General features: G+C 57.9%; 14 protein-coding genes. 11 read left to right on the top strand and 3 right to left on the bottom strand.

Annotation, left to right across the window (positions count from 1 at the left end):
- Window positions 1–54: 54 nt before the first annotated feature.
- From ACN9MQ_RS10425 to paaZ, 3 genes are all read right to left on the bottom strand, one after another.
- Complete coding sequence (locus ACN9MQ_RS10425; protein WP_068794589.1) at window positions 55–2,028, bottom strand: alkyl/aryl-sulfatase; 1,974 nt, start codon at window positions 2,026–2,028, stop codon at window positions 55–57.
- Between the two features lie 167 nt (window positions 2,029–2,195).
- Window positions 2,196–4,472, bottom strand: coding sequence for a primary-amine oxidase (tynA, locus tag ACN9MQ_RS10430; protein ID WP_138013800.1), 2,277 nt, complete (start codon window positions 4,470–4,472; stop codon window positions 2,196–2,198).
- 165 nt (window positions 4,473–4,637) lie between these two features.
- Window positions 4,638–6,677, bottom strand: coding sequence for a phenylacetic acid degradation bifunctional protein PaaZ (gene paaZ, locus ACN9MQ_RS10435; protein ID WP_113656171.1), 2,040 nt, complete (start codon window positions 6,675–6,677; stop codon window positions 4,638–4,640).
- A gap of 284 nt (window positions 6,678–6,961) precedes the next feature.
- On the opposite strand from paaZ, the gene paaA reads away from it, so the two are divergent.
- From paaA to paaK, 11 genes are read left to right on the top strand one after another with little or no spacing between them, the layout of a single operon-like run.
- The gene (gene paaA / locus ACN9MQ_RS10440; protein ID WP_014169925.1) at window positions 6,962–7,891 is read left to right on the top strand and encodes a 1,2-phenylacetyl-CoA epoxidase subunit PaaA; all 930 of its coding nucleotides are present in this window, start codon (window positions 6,962–6,964) and stop codon (window positions 7,889–7,891) included.
- An 11-nt stretch (window positions 7,892–7,902) separates the two neighbouring features.
- On the top strand, window positions 7,903–8,190 hold the full coding sequence (gene paaB, locus ACN9MQ_RS10445) for a 1,2-phenylacetyl-CoA epoxidase subunit PaaB (RefSeq protein WP_003857353.1): 288 nt from the start codon (window positions 7,903–7,905) through the stop codon (window positions 8,188–8,190).
- Between the two features lie 8 nt (window positions 8,191–8,198).
- Window positions 8,199–8,945, top strand: coding sequence for a 1,2-phenylacetyl-CoA epoxidase subunit PaaC (gene paaC / locus ACN9MQ_RS10450; protein ID WP_108648337.1), 747 nt, complete (start codon window positions 8,199–8,201; stop codon window positions 8,943–8,945).
- A 14-nt stretch (window positions 8,946–8,959) separates the two neighbouring features.
- Window positions 8,960–9,457 (top strand): 1,2-phenylacetyl-CoA epoxidase subunit PaaD, encoded by a 498-nt coding sequence (paaD, locus tag ACN9MQ_RS10455; protein WP_073396700.1) that lies wholly within the window; start codon window positions 8,960–8,962, stop codon window positions 9,455–9,457.
- A 7-nt stretch (window positions 9,458–9,464) separates the two neighbouring features.
- A complete protein-coding gene (gene paaE / locus ACN9MQ_RS10460; protein ID WP_426021108.1) occupies window positions 9,465–10,535 on the top strand; it encodes a 1,2-phenylacetyl-CoA epoxidase subunit PaaE in 1,071 nt (356 codons plus the stop codon).
- Window positions 10,532–11,299 carry a 2,3-dehydroadipyl-CoA hydratase PaaF gene (paaF, locus tag ACN9MQ_RS10465; RefSeq protein ID WP_014169929.1) on the top strand — a complete coding sequence of 256 codons (768 nt, stop codon included), beginning with the start codon at window positions 10,532–10,534 and terminating at the stop codon, window positions 11,297–11,299. The genes paaE and paaF overlap by 4 nt, the downstream gene beginning before the upstream one ends.
- Window positions 11,299–12,087: a 2-(1,2-epoxy-1,2-dihydrophenyl)acetyl-CoA isomerase PaaG gene (gene paaG / locus ACN9MQ_RS10470; RefSeq protein WP_025204280.1), complete on the top strand. Its 789-nt coding sequence runs from the start codon at window positions 11,299–11,301 to the stop codon at window positions 12,085–12,087. The genes paaF and paaG overlap by 1 nt, the downstream gene beginning before the upstream one ends.
- 1 nt (window position 12,088) lies before the next feature.
- Window positions 12,089–13,516 (top strand): 3-hydroxyacyl-CoA dehydrogenase PaaH, encoded by a 1,428-nt coding sequence (gene paaH / locus ACN9MQ_RS10475; protein WP_395014606.1) that lies wholly within the window; start codon window positions 12,089–12,091, stop codon window positions 13,514–13,516.
- Window positions 13,506–13,928 carry a hydroxyphenylacetyl-CoA thioesterase PaaI gene (paaI, locus tag ACN9MQ_RS10480; RefSeq protein WP_426021107.1) on the top strand — a complete coding sequence of 141 codons (423 nt, stop codon included), beginning with the start codon at window positions 13,506–13,508 and terminating at the stop codon, window positions 13,926–13,928. Before paaH ends, paaI begins: the two co-directional genes overlap by 11 nt.
- The gene (pcaF, locus tag ACN9MQ_RS10485; RefSeq protein ID WP_426021106.1) at window positions 13,928–15,133 is read left to right on the top strand and encodes a 3-oxoadipyl-CoA thiolase; all 1,206 of its coding nucleotides are present in this window, start codon (window positions 13,928–13,930) and stop codon (window positions 15,131–15,133) included. The genes paaI and pcaF overlap by 1 nt, the downstream gene beginning before the upstream one ends.
- Before the next feature lie 26 nt (window positions 15,134–15,159).
- A complete protein-coding gene (gene paaK / locus ACN9MQ_RS10490) occupies window positions 15,160–16,476 on the top strand; it encodes a phenylacetate--CoA ligase PaaK (protein WP_014169934.1) in 1,317 nt (438 codons plus the stop codon).
- Window positions 16,477–16,518: the final 42 nt, after the last annotated feature.

Raw genomic sequence — 16,518 nt, forward strand, 5'->3', positions numbered from 1 at the left:
TGGGAGCAAGTGAAGCAGGAACGGGCGGAAGGACCGCCCGTCTGTTTTGCACCGTTACGGTGTCACAATATTAAACCAGAAATCGAACTTATCCATATAGCCAAGCATAGCGTCCAGTTTGGCACTGTCGCCGCTGATCTTGATATCGCCACTGTCCTGCGCCTGTTTCAGCGTGACTTCTTTCAGGATAATTTTATTCAGGGTATCACGGTTCAGGGTAAGCGTAGCGTCAGCGTCTTTCGCTTCGGCATTTGCCGTGTGGTTCAGCACGCCGTTTTCCAGTTCAAGTTTGTATTTGCCGCCATCGCTGCCCAGATCGATGTTAAACACCGATTTGGCATCGCCGGCTTTTTGGCCATTGATATGAACGGCAAGGTAGTCGAAGAACATCTCTGGCGTCATCGCCCGCACGGTATCCGGGCTGGCGGTGTTCGGGGTCGGGCCTTTCACCACGCCGTTACGCAGCTCTTGCGCGCCGGTCAGGTAGAAGTTGCGCCACGGGCCGGATTCCGCCTGATAACCCAGCTGTTCCAGCGCATCTGCTTCGAGATTACGCGCGGCCTGGTTGTTCGGGTCGGCAAACACCACTTTACTCACGACCTGCGCCACCCAGCGATAGTTGCCCTGATCGAAGTCAGTTTTCGCTTTGTTCAGAATGGCCTCCGCGCCGCCCATATACTCAACAAATTTCTTCGCAGCCTCTTCAGGTGGCAGTTCATCCAGCGTGGCGGGATTACCGTCGAACCAGCCCAGATAGAGCACATAGGTGGCTTTAACGTCATGGCTGACAGAACCGTAGTAACCGCGGTTAGCCCAGATATGGGCAAGGGAATCCGGGAGTTTGAAATTAGCGGCGATTTCATCACGCGTCAGGCCTTCATTCGCCATGCGTAACGTCTGGTCGTTGATGTAACGGTAGAGGTCGCGCTGGCTCTTCAGCAGTGTGACGACATTATCATTGCCCCAGGTTGGCCAGTGATGCTGTGCCATGATGATGTCGGCTTTATCGCCCCAGCGCACAATCGCCTGGTTAATATATTTTGACCAGGGCAGCGGTTCACGAATTTTTGCGCCGCGCAGCGAGTAGGTGTTATGCAGCGTATGGGTCACATCCTCTGCGGATTCAATGATTTTTTTCTCTTCGATAAACCAGAGCATCTCTGAAGGTGCTTCAGAGCCGGGGGCCAGCATAAAATCGTAGGTCAGCCCGTCAATGACCTCTTTTTGTCCGTCTTTTTCAATGATGTTAGTCGGTGCGATAAGGGTGACGGTACCGGCGGACGTGGTCGTCCCCAGACCCGCACCCACTTGTCCTTTTGCATCAGGCTTCAGCAGGTTGCCATACATATAACTGGCGCGACGACTCATAACGTTGCCCGCCATGATATTTTCCGCAACCGCCGCCTCCATAAATCCGGAAGGGGCATAAACTTTTACCTTGCCAGCCTTCACGTCGGCTTCATCAACCACACCCCGCACACCGCCATAGTGGTCAACATGACTGTGGGTATAAATCACCGCCACGACCGGTTTTTGGCCGCGATTTTTGTAATAAAGATCCATGCCGACTTTGGCGGTTTCTGCTGAGACCAGCGGATCGACGACGGTAATCCCTTCTTTGCCTTCGATGATGGTCATATTTGACAGATCGAGATTGCGGATCTGATATACCCCTTCGGTAACTTCAAACAGACCGCTGATATTAATCAGCTGGGATTGACGCCATAAACTGGGGTTTACCGAATCCGGCGATTTATCACCTTCTTTAATAAATGAATACTGTTGGGGATCCCAGATGACATTGCCTTGTTCGCCTTTGATAACGTCCTGAGGAAGTGGAGCGATAAATCCTTTATGGGCATTGGTAAAATCAGTGTTATCGGAGAAAGGAAGCTGGTTAAAAAGGGCATTGTTGGCTTGTTGTGTTGCGGCAGACGCGTCCTTTGGTGCTTCCGCCGCATAAGAGGGACTGTTGGACATGATCATTCCAGCCAGCACGAAACTTCTGACAATCAGATTCAATTTCATTTAAAACCTCTCAGAGAAAGTACTACGTCGTTTGTGAAAACTTCGCGTCCTGGCTGAAAATGTTTCAAAAGATGCAATCGGAATGTGTGGAGTAAAATAACTATAATCAGGATGAGATATTCAGCAAATAAACGAATAAAAAACCGGGCATTACGCCCGGTCTGTTTTTATTTCTGCGCGTCTTTTTTCCTGCCGAGTGTCGGCGTTTCGTCGAAGAAGTTCCACGGTTTGAGCAGGGTATGCACCCATTCCGTTGGCATGATTGGCCACTCTTCGGCGCGCGCGACGTGGGTTGTGCCGGTGGTCATCCAGACCACGTCATCCTGATCGTTTAGCGACTCGTTATCTTTGCTGTATTTGCCAAGCCCCGTATCGTGGGTTGAGCGATTTGGGAATTTGCCCTCCGGGTACATCTCATCCGGATGGTAACGCGTGACCCACAGCTGTTTATCCATAAAGCTCAGGCGGTGATAGATCCACTCGTCCGGGGCAAACTTCGCGCCGGTCGCCACCGGGTGCGTCCCCCCGGCGTAAGGGATTATCTGATACGAAATTGGGTTCCCCATGCGGTTCTCTTTGCTGGTGTTGCTCAGCAGACGAATGGTGCCCGGGTCAAATTTCTGCGCCGCCTGCTGCTCGGTATCAATAGCGTACTGATTGATCTGCATGGTGCTGGTTCGCGGGCCGCCGGCGGTGTTCGGTTTCACCTGTGGATCCATTGCCACCAGCGTGTTGTTGATGCCATCCACATCCATATCGAGACGGAAGTTATAGATGTGCTGGTGGGTGGTCCCGACGATGTTGTGATCAATTAATGTGCCGTATCGGGTATCGTCTTTGGCAGTAGGGTCATGCATCGTTTTCGCCTGTACGCCTTTCACCGCCTCAATCCCCGTTGCACCGGCATCAATCCCGATGGTGCCATTTTCGTGGAATACCCAGTCGAAAATATAGTCGTAGTTGCCAACGGTGCTCACCCAGCGAACCACCAGCTCGCGCCGCTCGGTACTGACGTTAGGCTGACCCATCTCCTGGTGTTTATATTCCGGTCCTGCGTAGCGTTCAAAAATGGCGATGGCGCGGGGGATCTCCATCGGCGCACCGGTGTAATCGGCAATGGTTTCATTGAGCATCACGGCGTTGGACGGCACGTCTTTGCCGCGCACCAGCGGAGAGGTCAGGGTGCCCATACCGTAGTCGCCGGAATCCAGATAGGCTTTAAAGTACCAGCCCACGTCAGGGTCACCGTAAGGAACGATCATCCCGCCCAGGGAGCCCTGATACATAATCTGGCGTTTTTTGCCGTTGTCATTGTAGGTGACGGTAGAAATCATTGGGCCCACGCGGGAATCCAGACTCAGATGGAAATCCCAGTTCTGCCAGTGAATCATATCGCCGGTGATGGTGTAGTTTTTGCCTTCCGGCTCAATGATGTCGAGCGGCTTTTTCGGCGTGTTGATGCGGTCACGTCCATCATACGGACGCGGCGTCATCGGCACCGGCACAACGGCACCTTCTTCAATCTTCTGAATCTTCTTCTGCTCAAGGTCGACCACTGCCACCAGGTTCTCAATCGGGTGCGCCCAGTAGTTGCCGTCGCCCACGTCCAGATAGCTCACCACTTTCAGCAACCGGTCTTCCTGTTTCAGGCCATCTTTGCCGTCGAAATAGCCGACGGTCAGTGGCGTGGTGATCACTTTCTTCGTATCGGTAATGCCGCGCTTTTTCAGAACCTCGGCAAACTCTGCACTCTCGTTGATGATCTGCTGAACGGTCGCAAAATCATCCAGTAGCACCATGCCGTGGGCATCTTTAACGGCGTCCCAGCGCAGGATCTTTTTATCCTTCAGGTCCACCAGACTTTCAATAACGTGTTTCCCGTCCAGCATGGTGATGTTCGCCTGGCGGGGAGAGTCCACCGCCGTGCCGTTGAGCACAAAGTCCCACACTTTGGCTTTCTCGGGTTCGGCCAGGGCTATCTGGGTGAAGCGGGTGTTCGGTTTAAAATCCGCAGAGCCTTTCACAATCTCCACGGCTTGCTTAATTTCGTCAGCCGTTAGCGCGTTTAACGGGTGAGGGCGTTTTTCAACCTGGAAGGTCTGGTCGAGACCAGACTGGAAAACGTCGTTGATGAAGGTCTCGGAGATGAACGCTTTTTTGCCTTTCATGACTACCGGCACCTGCAGCGTGAGGGTTTTGCCGTTCACAATAGCGGTTTTCGCGCCGGGCTTGACCTTCACATATGCCCCGTCCTTTGCAATAGTGAACATCTGTGCGTAATCATCCCACTGCACATCGGCGCCAAACGCCTGCAGCGTTTTGTCCATCGGGACCATATGCGCCTCACTGCCGTGTGCGAAAACAGGTGATTGCCAGGCGCAACACAGCGCAACGGCCATAGCCAGTGCCGTTCTACGGGCAGAAAAAGAAGAATTGCTTCCCATCGTAGACCTCATCTTGTTGTGTTTATTGTGTTGTGACAGCCTTATCCTGACAGGCGCCCGAGAAAAGCGTTTGCCTGCATCTGCCAGGTTATTTGTTAGTCTTGCCAGGTTAAAAAAAGACCGGGGCGATATCACACCCCGGTCAACGTGCGAGAGAGGAACGTGTCAGAAGTCGCCGTGCTGGCGCGCCACCAGCGTCAGGATGGAGTAGAGCGCGACCGCCTGCTGGTGCTGGTTAAAGATCTCAACGGCCCATTCGACCACGCCGGTTGGCTTCTCATCGGCGGTCCGTTGTTTCTTGAGCGTTTTACGTTTACAGGTGAGGCGCACCTGAATGGTATCGCCCGGCTTAACCGGTTCGATAAAGCGCAGGTTTTCCATGCCGTAGTTGGCAATCACCGGCCCAACGCCGGCATCAACAAACAGACCCGCCGCGGCAGAGATCAGGAAGTAACCGTGTACCACCCGTTCGCCAAAGATGGATTCTGCCGCGCCGATTTTGTCCATATGGGCGTAGAAGTGATCGCCGCTCAGGCAGGCAAAGTTAACGATATCGGCTTCCGTCAGGGTGCGGCGCGGGGTCAGCAGGCTGTCGCCCGGCTGCAGTTCTTCAAAGTATTTCCGGAACGGATGAACGCGATCTTCATGAACCGCAGCACCCCGTACCCACTGTTTGCCGATGGTGGCAAGCATGGTCGGGCTGCCCTGAATGGCGGTGCGCTGCAGATAGTGCTTCACCGCACGCAGTCCTCCCAGCTCTTCACCGCCACCTGCGCGGCCAGGACCGCCGTGCACCAGCTGCGGCAGCGGAGAGCCGTGTCCGGTGGACTCCCTGGCGGATTCGGCGTTAAGGATCTGAATTCGTCCGTGCGCCCGCGCCGCGCCGGCAATAAACTGGCGGGCGATAGCCGGGTCGGCGGTGACCAGCGTACCGGCCAGACTCCCGCCACCCGCCCGTGCCAGCTGCATCGCGTGGTCTGAATTGCGGGAGGGCATCAGCGTGGCGACCGGCCCGAAGGCTTCGGTGCAATGCACGGCGGGGGTTTCATCTGGCTGTGGGCAGAAAAGCAGCGTCGGCGGGAAGAATGCCCCCGCAGCCTGCAGATCGGCTTTTCCGCCGAGTCTGACCTGGCAACCCGCCGCAATCAACAGATCGACTTTCTCCTGTACGTCCGCGCGTTGCTCGCCGTTCACCAGCGCACCCATCTTCACCCCGTCCTCTGCCGGGTCGCCGACGACCACGTTTTGCAGCCGTGCGATCAGCGCCTGGCTGACGGCATCTATCTGACTCTGAGGCACAATTATGCGGCGGATGGCGGTACATTTTTGCCCTGCCTTGGCGGTCATTTCGCGTACCACTTCGCGAATAAACAGCGCGAATTCTGGCTGTTCCGGCGTTACATCCTCACCCAGAACGCAGCAGTTGAGGGAGTCGGCTTCCATGGTAAAGGGAATGGAATTCGCCACGATATTCGGGTGAATGCGCAGGCTCTGGCCGGTGCTGGCGGAGCCGGTAAAGGTCACCACATCCTGGCTGTCGAGATGATTCAGCAGATCGCCCGCGCCGCCGCAGACAAGGCTGATAGCACCGTCCGGCACCAGACCGCTCTCCACAATCGCTTTCACCATCGCCTGCGCGACCTGCGCGGTAGCGGTGGCGGGTTTGATAATGGCAGGCATCCCCGCAAGCCAGGTGGGCGCCAGTTTTTCCAGCATTCCCCAGCACGGGAAATTAAAGGCGTTGATATGGACCGCCACGCCCGATTTTGACGTCAGTACGTGACGCGCAGCAAAGCCGCCTTCCTTCGACAACGGGATCAACTCATCTTCCGGCCAGAGTGTGTCATCAGGCAGCTCGCGACTCCCCAGGCTGGCATAGGTGAACAGCGTCCCGATCCCACCCTCAATATCCACCCAGCTGTCCGCTCGGGTCGCCCCGGTCTGGGCAGACAGGGCATAGAACGTCTCTTTCTCACTAAGCAGATGTTTCGCCACCGCCTTCAGCATGGCGGCACGGTCGATAAAGGTCATGGCGCGCAGGGCTTCGCCGCCACGCGCGATCGCATAGCGACGTGCATCCGCCATGTCCAGCCCTTCGCTGGTCACGGACCACAGCGCTTCGCCACTGATGGCGTGATGGATAGTACGTTCGCGGCCCCGGCCAGACTGCCAGGCACCGGACAAGAAGCTGGCTAACTGCTGCATCGCTTATCTCCAAGTGTTACGTGATTTCACTATCAATAGTTTAATCATGAATCATAAAAAGCAAGCTGAGTTTTAATGAATTGTTAACATTGTGATCCAGCATAATGAAGCAGAGGGCCGTAAGCCCCGTCGTGTAGGCCTTGTGCAAAAAGCCTTGCGAGCACCATCACAAAATGGGGAAACATTTCTTGGGGTTATATTTAACCTTTGTGTAACTTTTAAGAAATGAAGTGATTCAGTATTTCACTTTAAGTGGTAAATAATCGAATCATAAAGGTGATGACGTGACGCAAGAACAACGCTTTGAGCAGCGCATAGCGCAGGAGACGGCGATTGAGCCTCAGGACTGGATGCCTGATGCCTATCGTAAGACGTTGATCCGCCAGATTGGTCAGCACGCGCACTCCGAAATTGTCGGCATGTTGCCGGAAGGAAACTGGATCACCCGCGCGCCGACGCTGCGCCGCAAAGCGATCCTGCTGGCAAAAGTGCAGGACGAAGCCGGGCACGGTTTGTACCTCTACAGCGCGGCCGAGACGCTGGGCTGCGCGCGGGAAGACATCTACCAGAAGATGCTCGACGGCAAGATGAAATACTCCTCCATCTTCAACTACCCGACCCTGAGCTGGGCGGATATCGGGGTGATCGGCTGGCTGGTGGACGGTGCGGCGATCGTCAACCAGGTGGCGCTCTGCCGTACCTCATATGGCCCCTATGCCCGCGCGATGGTGAAAATCTGTAAAGAAGAGAGTTTCCACCAGCGTCAGGGCTTTGAAGCCTGTATGGCGCTTGCGCAGGGGAGTGACGCCCAACGCCAGATGCTGCAGGACGCCATTAACCGCTTCTGGTGGCCCGCTCTGATGATGTTCGGCCCAAACGATGATAACTCGCCGAACAGCGCCCGCAGCCTCGCCTGGAAAATCAAACGCTTCGGCAATGACGAACTTCGCCAGCGCTTTGTCGACAACACGGTTCCGCAGGTAGAAATGCTGGGCATGACGGTTCCGGATCCTGACCTGCGTTTTGACGAAGAGAGCGGTCACTACCGCTTTGGCGAGATCGACTGGCACGAGTTTGATGAGGTCATTAACGGGCGCGGTATCTGTAACCACGAACGTCTGGCTGCCAAACGTAAAGCCTGGGAAGACGGGGCGTGGGTGCGTGAAGCCGCACTGGCGCACGCGGAAAAACAACACGCCCGCAAAGTGGCTTAAGAGGAAACACGATGAGCAATGTCTACTGGCCGCTGTACGAAGTGTTCGTACGCAGCAAACAAGGGTTGTCCCACCGTCATGTGGGAAGTCTTCATGCCGCCGACGATCGCATGGCGCTGGAAAATGCGCGTGATGCCTATACCCGTCGCAGTGAAGGCTGCTCTATCTGGGTGGTGAAGGCGAGCGAGATTGTCGCCTCTCAGCCGGAAGAGAGCGGCGAGTTCTTCGACCCGGCGGAAAGTAAGGTTTACCGCCATCCTACGTTTTACACCATCCCTGATGGCATCGAGCACATGTGAGGTCAGGGATGAAAACATTATCCGCATATGCCCTGCGTCTGGGCGACAACGGTCTGGTGCTCTCCCAGCGTCTGGGCGCCTGGTGTGGTCACGCGCCGGAGCTGGAAATCGATCTCGCGCTCGCCAACATCGGTCTCGACTTGCTGGGGCAGGCGCGCAATTTCCTGACCTATGCCGCAGAGCTGGAAGGTCAGGGCGATGAAAACACCCTGGCGTTTGGGCGTGATGAGCGCCAGTTTCACAACGTGTTGCTGGTGGAACAGCCTAACGGCAGTTTCGCCGACACGCTCGCGCGCCAGTACTTTATGGATGCCTGGAACGTAGCGCTGTATGAACGCCTGACCCACAGCAGCGACAGCCAGCTTGCCGCCATCGCAGCGAAAGCCATTAAAGAGGCGCGCTACCACCTGCGCTTCAGTCGTGGCTGGCTGGTGCGTCTGGGTGACGGAACGGAAACATCTTCACAGCGTATGCAGCAGGCGGTCGACACCCTGTGGCGGTTTACGGCCGAGCTGTTTGAAGCCGATGACGTCGAGCTGGCGTTGATTGCCTCCGGCGTCGCGGTTGATCCGCGCGAGCTTCGTCAGCCGTGGGAGCAGGAAGTGTTTTCCGGTTTGCAGGAGGCCACCCTGAGCGTGCCGTCGGAAGTGGCGTATCGCACGGGGGGCAAGCGCGGGCTGCATACCGAACATCTCGGCCCAATGCTGGCAGAAATGCAGTATCTCCAGCGTGCCCATCCGGGTCAGCAGTGGTAAGTACGGAGGTTAAGATGCAGCGTTTTGCCGGGATTGCACCCGCGGAGATCCCTCAAATCTGGTCGTTGTTAAGCCAGATCCCGGACCCGGAAGTGCCGGTGTTAACCATCACCGATTTAGGCATGGTGCGTAGCGTATCGGCGCAGGGCGAAGGCTGGGTCATTGGCTTTACGCCAACCTATTCAGGCTGCCCGGCGACGGAACATTTGCTTGGCGCGATTCGCGAGGCGATGACCGCACACGGCTTTACGCCAGTGCATATTGTGCTTCAGCTCGAACCAGCCTGGACCACCGACTGGATGACGGCGGATGCGCGTGAACGCCTGCGCGCATATGGCATCAGCCCACCGGAGGGCCACAGCTGCCACGCGCATGCCCCGGTCGAGGTGAGTTGCCCACGCTGTGCCAGCACACATACCTCGCTTATCAGTGAATTTGGTTCGACGGCCTGCAAAGCGCTTTATCGCTGCAACGACTGCCGTGAGCCTTTCGACTATTTCAAATGTATTTGAGGTTGCCATGACAACGTTTCATTCATTAACAGTGGCAAAAGTGGAACCCGAAACCCGCGACGCGGTGACCATCACTTTCGCGGTACCGCAGGAGTTGCAGGACGCCTATCGCTTTCGTCCCGGACAACACCTGACCCTGAAAGCGAAGCTGGGTGAGGATGAGCTGCGTCGCTGCTACTCCATCTGCCGCAGTACCGCGCCGGGTGAGATCAGCGTAGCGGTGAAAGCCATCGAGGGCGGACGTTTTTCCCGCTATGCCCGGGATGAGATCAAACAGGGCATGGCGCTGGAGGTCATGGTGCCGCAGGGCCAGTTTGGTTACCAGCCGCGCGCTGACCGGGAAGGGCATTATCTGGCCATTGCCGCGGGTTCAGGCATTACCCCAATGCTGGCCATCTTATCCGCCACGCTCGCCACCGAGCCGAACAGTCATTTCACCTTGATCTACGGCAACCGCAGCAGCCAGAGCATGATGTTTCGCGAGGCGCTGGCCGATCTGAAAGACAAATACCCGCAGCGTCTGCAGCTGGTCGCCATCTTCAGCCAGGAGGTGCTCGACAGCGATCTGCTGCATGGACGTATCGACGGTGAGAAGCTGCAGGCGCTGGCGAAAACCCTGATCAACTTCCGCCAGTATGATGAAGCGTTTATTTGTGGCCCGTCCGCCATGATGGACGACGCGGAAGCGGCGCTGAAAGCGCTGGGGATGCCAGAGAAATCGATTCACCTTGAGCGTTTTAATACGCCAGGCTCGACCGTCAAACGCACGGTCAGCGTGCAGGCTGAAGGGCAGAAAGTCACCGTGCGTCAGGACGGTCGCGACCGGGAAATTACCCTCACGGCAAACGATGAAAGCATTCTTGATGCCGCCCTGCGTCAGGGCGCCGACCTGCCGTATGCCTGCAAGGGCGGCGTATGCGCGACCTGCAAATGCAAAGTGCTGCGTGGCAAAGTTGATATGGCGACGAACTACAGCCTTGAGCCGGACGAACTGGCGGCCGGGTATGTGCTGAGCTGTCAGTCGCTGCCATTAACCGCTGACGTGATCGTCGATTTTGACTCCAGGGGGATGGCATGAGCGAACTGATGGTCACCCGTCATGGTCGTGTCCTGCAGCTGACGCTTAACCGTCCGGCGGCACGTAACGCGCTGAATAACGCCCTGTTAGAGCAGATTGCTGACGCGCTCGACGCCGCTGCGGCCGATCGCGATCTCTCCGTTTGCGTGATTTACGGCAACGCACGCTGTTTTGCTGCCGGCGCAGATCTCAACGAAATGGCGGAGAAAGACCTGCCTGCCACTCTGAACGATATCCGTCCCCAGCTGTGGGCCCGGATCAACGCCTTCAACAAACCCCTGATTGCCGCCGTCAACGGCTTCGCGCTGGGCGCGGGCTGCGAGCTTGCGCTGCTGTGCGACGTGGTGATTGCCGGGGATAACGCCCGTTTTGGTCTGCCGGAAATTACGCTCGGCATCATGCCCGGGGCGGGCGGTACGCAGCGCCTGATTCGTAGCGTGGGCAAATCGCTGGCCAGCAAAATGGTGCTGACCGGGGAGAGCATTACCGCGCAGCAGGCGCAGCGCGCCGGGCTGGTCAGCGATGTGTTCCCGGCTTCATTGACGCTGGAATATGCCCTGAAACAGGCGGCGCTGATGGCTCGACACTCACCGCTGGCGCTCCAGGCGGCAAAGCAGGCGCTGCGCCAGTCTCAGGAGGTTTCCCTGCAGGCCGGACTGGTCCAGGAGCGACAGCTGTTTACGCTGCTTTCAGCGACCGAAGACCGGCGAGAAGGCATCGACGCATTCTTACAGAAACGTACCCCCGACTTTAAAGGACGCTAATCGTGGAATTTATTCTCAGTCATGTAGAACAAGGCGTGATGACCCTGACGCTGAACCGTCCGGAGCGTCTGAACAGCTTTAACGACGTGATGCATCAGCAACTCGCTGAGTGCCTGAAGCAGGCCGAGCGCGATGACACCATCCGCTGTCTGCTTATTACCGGGGCGGGGCGCGGCTTCTGCGCGGGTCAGGATCTTAATGACCGCAACGTCGACCCTAACGGTCCGGCGCCGGATCTGGGAATGTCCGTGGAGACGTTCTACAACCCGCTGGTTCGCCGTCTTGCGACGTTGCCGAAACCGGTGATTTGCGCGGTCAACGGCGTGGCCGCCGGGGCCGGGGCCACGCTGGCACTGGGGTGTGACATGGTCATTGCCGCCCGTTCTGCCACCTTTGTGATGGCCTTCAGCAAGCTCGGATTAGTGCCGGACTGCGGGGGAACATGGTTCCTGCCGCGCGTCGCCGGGCGCGCCCGCGCAATGGGGCTGGCGTTACTCGGAGACAAACTCAGCGCCGAACAGGCACACGCCTGGGGGATGATCTGGCAGGTGGTGGATGACGAACACCTCTCCGCCACGGCCCAGCAGATGGCGCTGCACTTTGCTTCTCAGCCCACCTTTGGTCTGGGGCTGATTAAGCAGGCGATTAACGCGGCAGAGACCAACACCCTCGACGCCCAGCTTGACCTGGAGCGCGATTATCAACGTCTGGCCGGTCGCAGCGACGACTACCGGGAAGGGGTCAGCGCCTTCCTTGCCAAACGCGCACCGACATTCACGGGGAAATAAGATGGCGATCACGGTTCGTACTGTTGCCGTCATTGGAAGCGGCACGATGGGCGCGGGAATTGCGGAAGTCGCGGCGAGTCATGGTCATCAGGTTCTGATGTATGACATTGCTTCAGACGCGATTTCACGCGCGATTGACGGGATCCGCCAGCGTCTCGCCTCCCGGGTGACTCGCGGAAAACTTTCCGCCGATGCTGGCAGCCAGATTCTTGCCAGGCTGTTGCCGGTAACGGATATCGAAGCGCTCGCCGCGGCAGATCTGGTGATTGAAGCAGCTTCTGAGCGTATCGACGTCAAAAAAGCGCTGTTTGCGCAACTGGCTCAGATTTGCCCGCCGCAGACCTTGCTGACCAGCAATACCTCCTCCATTTCTGTTACGGCGATTGCGGCGGATGTTCACCATCCGGAGCGCGTCGCGGGGCTGCATTTCTTTAATCCTGCACCGGTCATGAAGCTGGTCGAGGTGGTGAGCGGGCTGGCGACATCGCCCGAAGTGGCCGATGCGCTGTGCGAGCTGGCGCTGAACTGGGGGAAACAGCCCGTCCGCTGCCAGTCAACGCCAGGGTTCATCGTCAACCGCGTTGCGCGTCCGTTCTATTCTGAAGCCTGGCGCGCCCTGGAAGAGCAGGTCGCCGCGCCAGAAGTGATTGATGCCGCCCTGCGCGACGGCGGCGGTTTCCCGATGGGACCGCTGGAGCTGACCGACATGATTGGTCAGGACGTCAACTTTGCGGTGACCTGTTCCGTATTCAATGCCTTCTGGCAGGAACGTCGTTTCCTGCCGTCGCTGGTGCAGCAGGAACTGGTGCTGGCGGGGCGGCTGGGCAAAAAAAGCGGGAAGGGCGTTTACGACTGGCACGGCGAGAAACCGTCTGTGCCGTGGCTTGACGCAGTAAACGACAGCTTTACCCCCATGCGCGTGCAGCGAAGAGGTGACGGTGTCACGGAAATTGATGAGCTCCTGTTGATTGAAACCCAGGGGGAGACCGCTCAGGCGCTGGCCCGGCGTTTTAACTGTCCGGTCGTGGTGATTGACCGCATCGAACGCGACGTGGCGGTGATCGCAGCCGCATCGGATAACCCGCATACCGCCACGCAAAAAGCCGTCTGGTACCTGCAACAGCAGGGACACCGGGTACTGCGCATTGCCGATTACCCTGGCCTGCTGGTCTGGCGGACGGTGGCGATGATCGCCAACGAAGCGCTGGATGCGCTGCAAAAAGGGGTGGCCAGCGAGAAGGATATCGACACTGCCATGCGCCTCGGCGTGAATTACCCGAACGGGCCCATTGCCTGGGGTGAGCGTCTGGGCTGGCAACGGCTGTTAACGCTGCTTGAAAATTTGCAACGCCATTACGGCGAAGAACGCTATCGCCCTTGTTCACTGCTGCGCCAGCGTGCGCTTCTGGAGAGTAGCTATGAGTCATAACGCCTGGCATAACGCCCGCACCATGTATGAACAGGACGCCTGCGCCCAGGCGCTGGGGATCGACATCATCGACATGGACGATGGCTACGCGGTAGTGACGATGACCATCTCCCCGCAGATGCTCAACGGCCACAAAACCTGCCACGGAGGACAGCTGTTTTCACTGGCCGATACCGCCTTTGCCTATGCCTGCAACAGCCAGGGGCTGGCGGCAGTGGCGTCAGGCTGTTCAATCGATTTTCTGCGCCCGGGGTTTGCCGGCGACACGCTGACCGCCACCGCGCGGGTTAAGCATCAGGGCAAACTGACCGGCGTGTATGACATTGAAATTCAGAACCAACAACAGAAAACCGTTGCCCTGTTTCGCGGAAAATCTCACCGCATCGGCGGCAGTGTGACAGGAGAAGCCTGATGCGTGACGCTTTTATTTGTGATGGCGTTCGAACCCCGGTGGGACGCTATGGCGGGGCGCTGGCCAGCGTTCGCGCCGACGATCTCGGCGCGGTGCCGCTGCGTGCGCTGCTGGCCCGTTATCCGCAGCTCGACCTCGAGCGGATTGATGATGTGATCTTCGGCTGCGCCAACCAGGCGGGGGAAGATAACCGCAACGTGGCGCGTATGTCGCTGCTGCTGGCCGGACTGCCTCAGACGGTCTCCGGCACCACGCTGAACCGCCTGTGCGGTTCGGGTCTGGACGCGATTGGCTTTGCCGCGCGGGCGATCAGGGCGGGTGATGGCGACATGCTGCTTGCAGGCGGCGTCGAGTCAATGTCCCGGGCGCCGTTTGTAATGGGTAAAGCCACGGCGGCGTTCCAGCGTCAGGCGGAGATTTTCGACACCACCCTCGGCTGGCGATTTGTGAATCCGCTCATGCATCAGCAATTCGGAACTGACAGCATGCCGGAAACGGCAGAGAATGTAGCTGAATTGTTAAATATCAGCCGGACCGATCAGGATGCTTTCGCGCTGCGCAGCCAGCAGCGTACTGCTCAGGCACAGCAGAACGGCATTCTGGCGCAGGAGATTGTGCCGGTGCAGGTGCCCGGCAAAAAAGGAACGGTTACGGAAGTTTCGGTAGATGAGCATCCCCGTGCTGATACCACGCTTGAACAACTTGCCGCGCTGAAAACACCGTTTCGCAGGAACGGTGTCGTGACGGCGGGTAACGCCTCCGGAGTAAACGATGGCGCTGCGGCGCTGATTATCGCCAGCGAGTCGATGGCGCTCGCGCAAGGGCTTGTCCCGCGCACGCGGATCGTGGCGATGGCTACCGCTGGCGTGGAGCCACGTCTGATGGGCTTAGGACCGGTGCCAGCCACCCGCAAAGTGCTGGAGCGTGCCGGGCTCAGCATCAACGATATGGACGTGATTGAGCTTAACGAAGCTTTCGCTTCTCAGGCGCTGGGCGTGTTACGTCAGCTGGGATTGCCGGATGACGCTGAACACGTTAATCCGAACGGAGGGGCCATTGCGTTGGGCCACCCGCTGGGCATGAGCGGTGCCAGGCTGGCGCTGGCCGCGAGCAATGAATTGCATCGACGCAACGGGCGCTATGCGCTGTGTACGATGTGCATCGGTGTGGGTCAGGGCATTGCCATGATCCTTGAGCGTGTTTGAGCGAATAACAGTGTGAGTACCCTACAATGACAAATACAACAAAGCTTGATCCGATCGAAACGGCCTCCATTGACGAATTACAGGCGCTGCAAACCGAGCGTCTGAAATGGACGCTGCATCACGCCTATAACAACGTTCCGATGTACAAACGCAAGTTTGACGCTGCGGGCGTTCACCCTGACGATTTTAAAACGCTGGAAGACATCCGTAAGTTCCCGTGCACCACCAAGCAGGACCTGCGTGATAACTATCCGTTCGATACCTTTGCCGTACCGATGGAGCAGGTGGTGCGTATTCACGCCTCTTCCGGCACCACCGGAAAGCCGACCGTCGTCGGTTATACCCAGCATGACATCGACAACTGGGCTAATCTGGTGGCCCGTTCTCTGCGCGCCGCGGGCGGCAGTGCGAAAGACAAAATTCACGTGGCCTATGGGTATGGCCTGTTTACCGGTGGGCTGGGCGCGCACTATGGCGCAGAGCGTTTAGGGGCGACCGTTATCCCGATGTCCGGCGGTCAGACGGAGAAACAGGCGCAGCTGATCCGCGATTTCCAGCCGGATATGATCATGGTGACGCCATCCTACTGCCTCAATCTGATCGAAGAGCTGGAGCGCCAGATGGGAGGCGATGCCAGCGCCTGCTCCCTGCGTGTGGGGGTGTTTGGCGCAGAGCCGTGGACGCAGGCCATGCGCCGCGAAATCGAGAAACGTCTGGGGATCACCGCGCTGGATATCTATGGGCTTTCCGAGGTCATGGGGCCAGGCGTGGCGATGGAGTGTATCGAAACCGCTGACGGTCCGACCATCTGGGAAGATCATTTCTATCCGGAGATCGTCAACCCGAACGACGGCACGCCGCTTAATGATGGCGAGCAGGGCGAACTGCTGTTCACCACGCTGACCAAGGAGGCGCTGCCGGTTATTCGTTATCGCACCCGCGACCTGACGCGCCTGCTTCCAGGGACCGCCCGCACCATGCGTCGTATGGACCGGATCAGCGGTCGCAGTGACGATATGCTCATCATCCGCGGCGTCAACGTCTTCCCGTCCCAGCTGGAAGAGGAGATCGTGAAGTTCGAACACCTCTCCCCGCACTACCAGCTGGAGGTCAATCGCCGCGGCCATCTTGATTCACTTTCCGTGAAGGTGGAGCTCAAAGAGAGCAGTCTGACCCTGACCCACGAGCAGCGCTGCCAGGTATGCCATCAGCTGCGCCATCGGATTAAATCGATGGTCGGGATCTCCACCGACGTGATGATTGTCAACTGCGGCAGTATCCCGCGCTCAGAGGGCAAAGCCTGTCGGGTGTTTGATTTGCGTAAAGTTGCGGCTAACGGTTGAGTTTCCCTCACCCCCTCATCCTAACCTTCTCCCCGGAGGGGA

It is taken from the genome of Enterobacter sp. R-25, from assembly GCF_049913205.1.
GTDB classification, from domain to species: Bacteria; Pseudomonadota; Gammaproteobacteria; order Enterobacterales; family Enterobacteriaceae; genus Enterobacter; species Enterobacter ludwigii.

What these genes read in the sequence shown, in the direction of transcription:
- paaH (WP_395014606.1), top strand. Translation starts at nt 12,089, where the DNA reads ATGGCGATCACGGTTCGTACTGTTGCCGTCATTGGAAGCGGCACGATG.
- ACN9MQ_RS10425 (WP_068794589.1), bottom strand. Translation starts at nt 2,028, where the DNA reads ATGAAATTGAATCTGATTGTCAGAAGTTTCGTGCTGGCTGGAATGATC.
- paaC (WP_108648337.1), top strand. Translation starts at nt 8,199, where the DNA reads ATGAAAACATTATCCGCATATGCCCTGCGTCTGGGCGACAACGGTCTG.
- paaE (WP_426021108.1), top strand. Translation starts at nt 9,465, where the DNA reads ATGACAACGTTTCATTCATTAACAGTGGCAAAAGTGGAACCCGAAACC.
- paaF (WP_014169929.1), top strand. Translation starts at nt 10,532, where the DNA reads ATGAGCGAACTGATGGTCACCCGTCATGGTCGTGTCCTGCAGCTGACG.
- pcaF (WP_426021106.1), top strand. Translation starts at nt 13,928, where the DNA reads ATGCGTGACGCTTTTATTTGTGATGGCGTTCGAACCCCGGTGGGACGC.
- paaZ (WP_113656171.1), bottom strand. Translation starts at nt 6,677, where the DNA reads ATGCAGCAGTTAGCCAGCTTCTTGTCCGGTGCCTGGCAGTCTGGCCGG.
- paaK (WP_014169934.1), top strand. Translation starts at nt 15,160, where the DNA reads ATGACAAATACAACAAAGCTTGATCCGATCGAAACGGCCTCCATTGAC.
- paaI (WP_426021107.1), top strand. Translation starts at nt 13,506, where the DNA reads ATGAGTCATAACGCCTGGCATAACGCCCGCACCATGTATGAACAGGAC.
- paaB (WP_003857353.1), top strand. Translation starts at nt 7,903, where the DNA reads ATGAGCAATGTCTACTGGCCGCTGTACGAAGTGTTCGTACGCAGCAAA.
- paaD (WP_073396700.1), top strand. Translation starts at nt 8,960, where the DNA reads ATGCAGCGTTTTGCCGGGATTGCACCCGCGGAGATCCCTCAAATCTGG.
- tynA (WP_138013800.1), bottom strand. Translation starts at nt 4,472, where the DNA reads ATGGGAAGCAATTCTTCTTTTTCTGCCCGTAGAACGGCACTGGCTATG.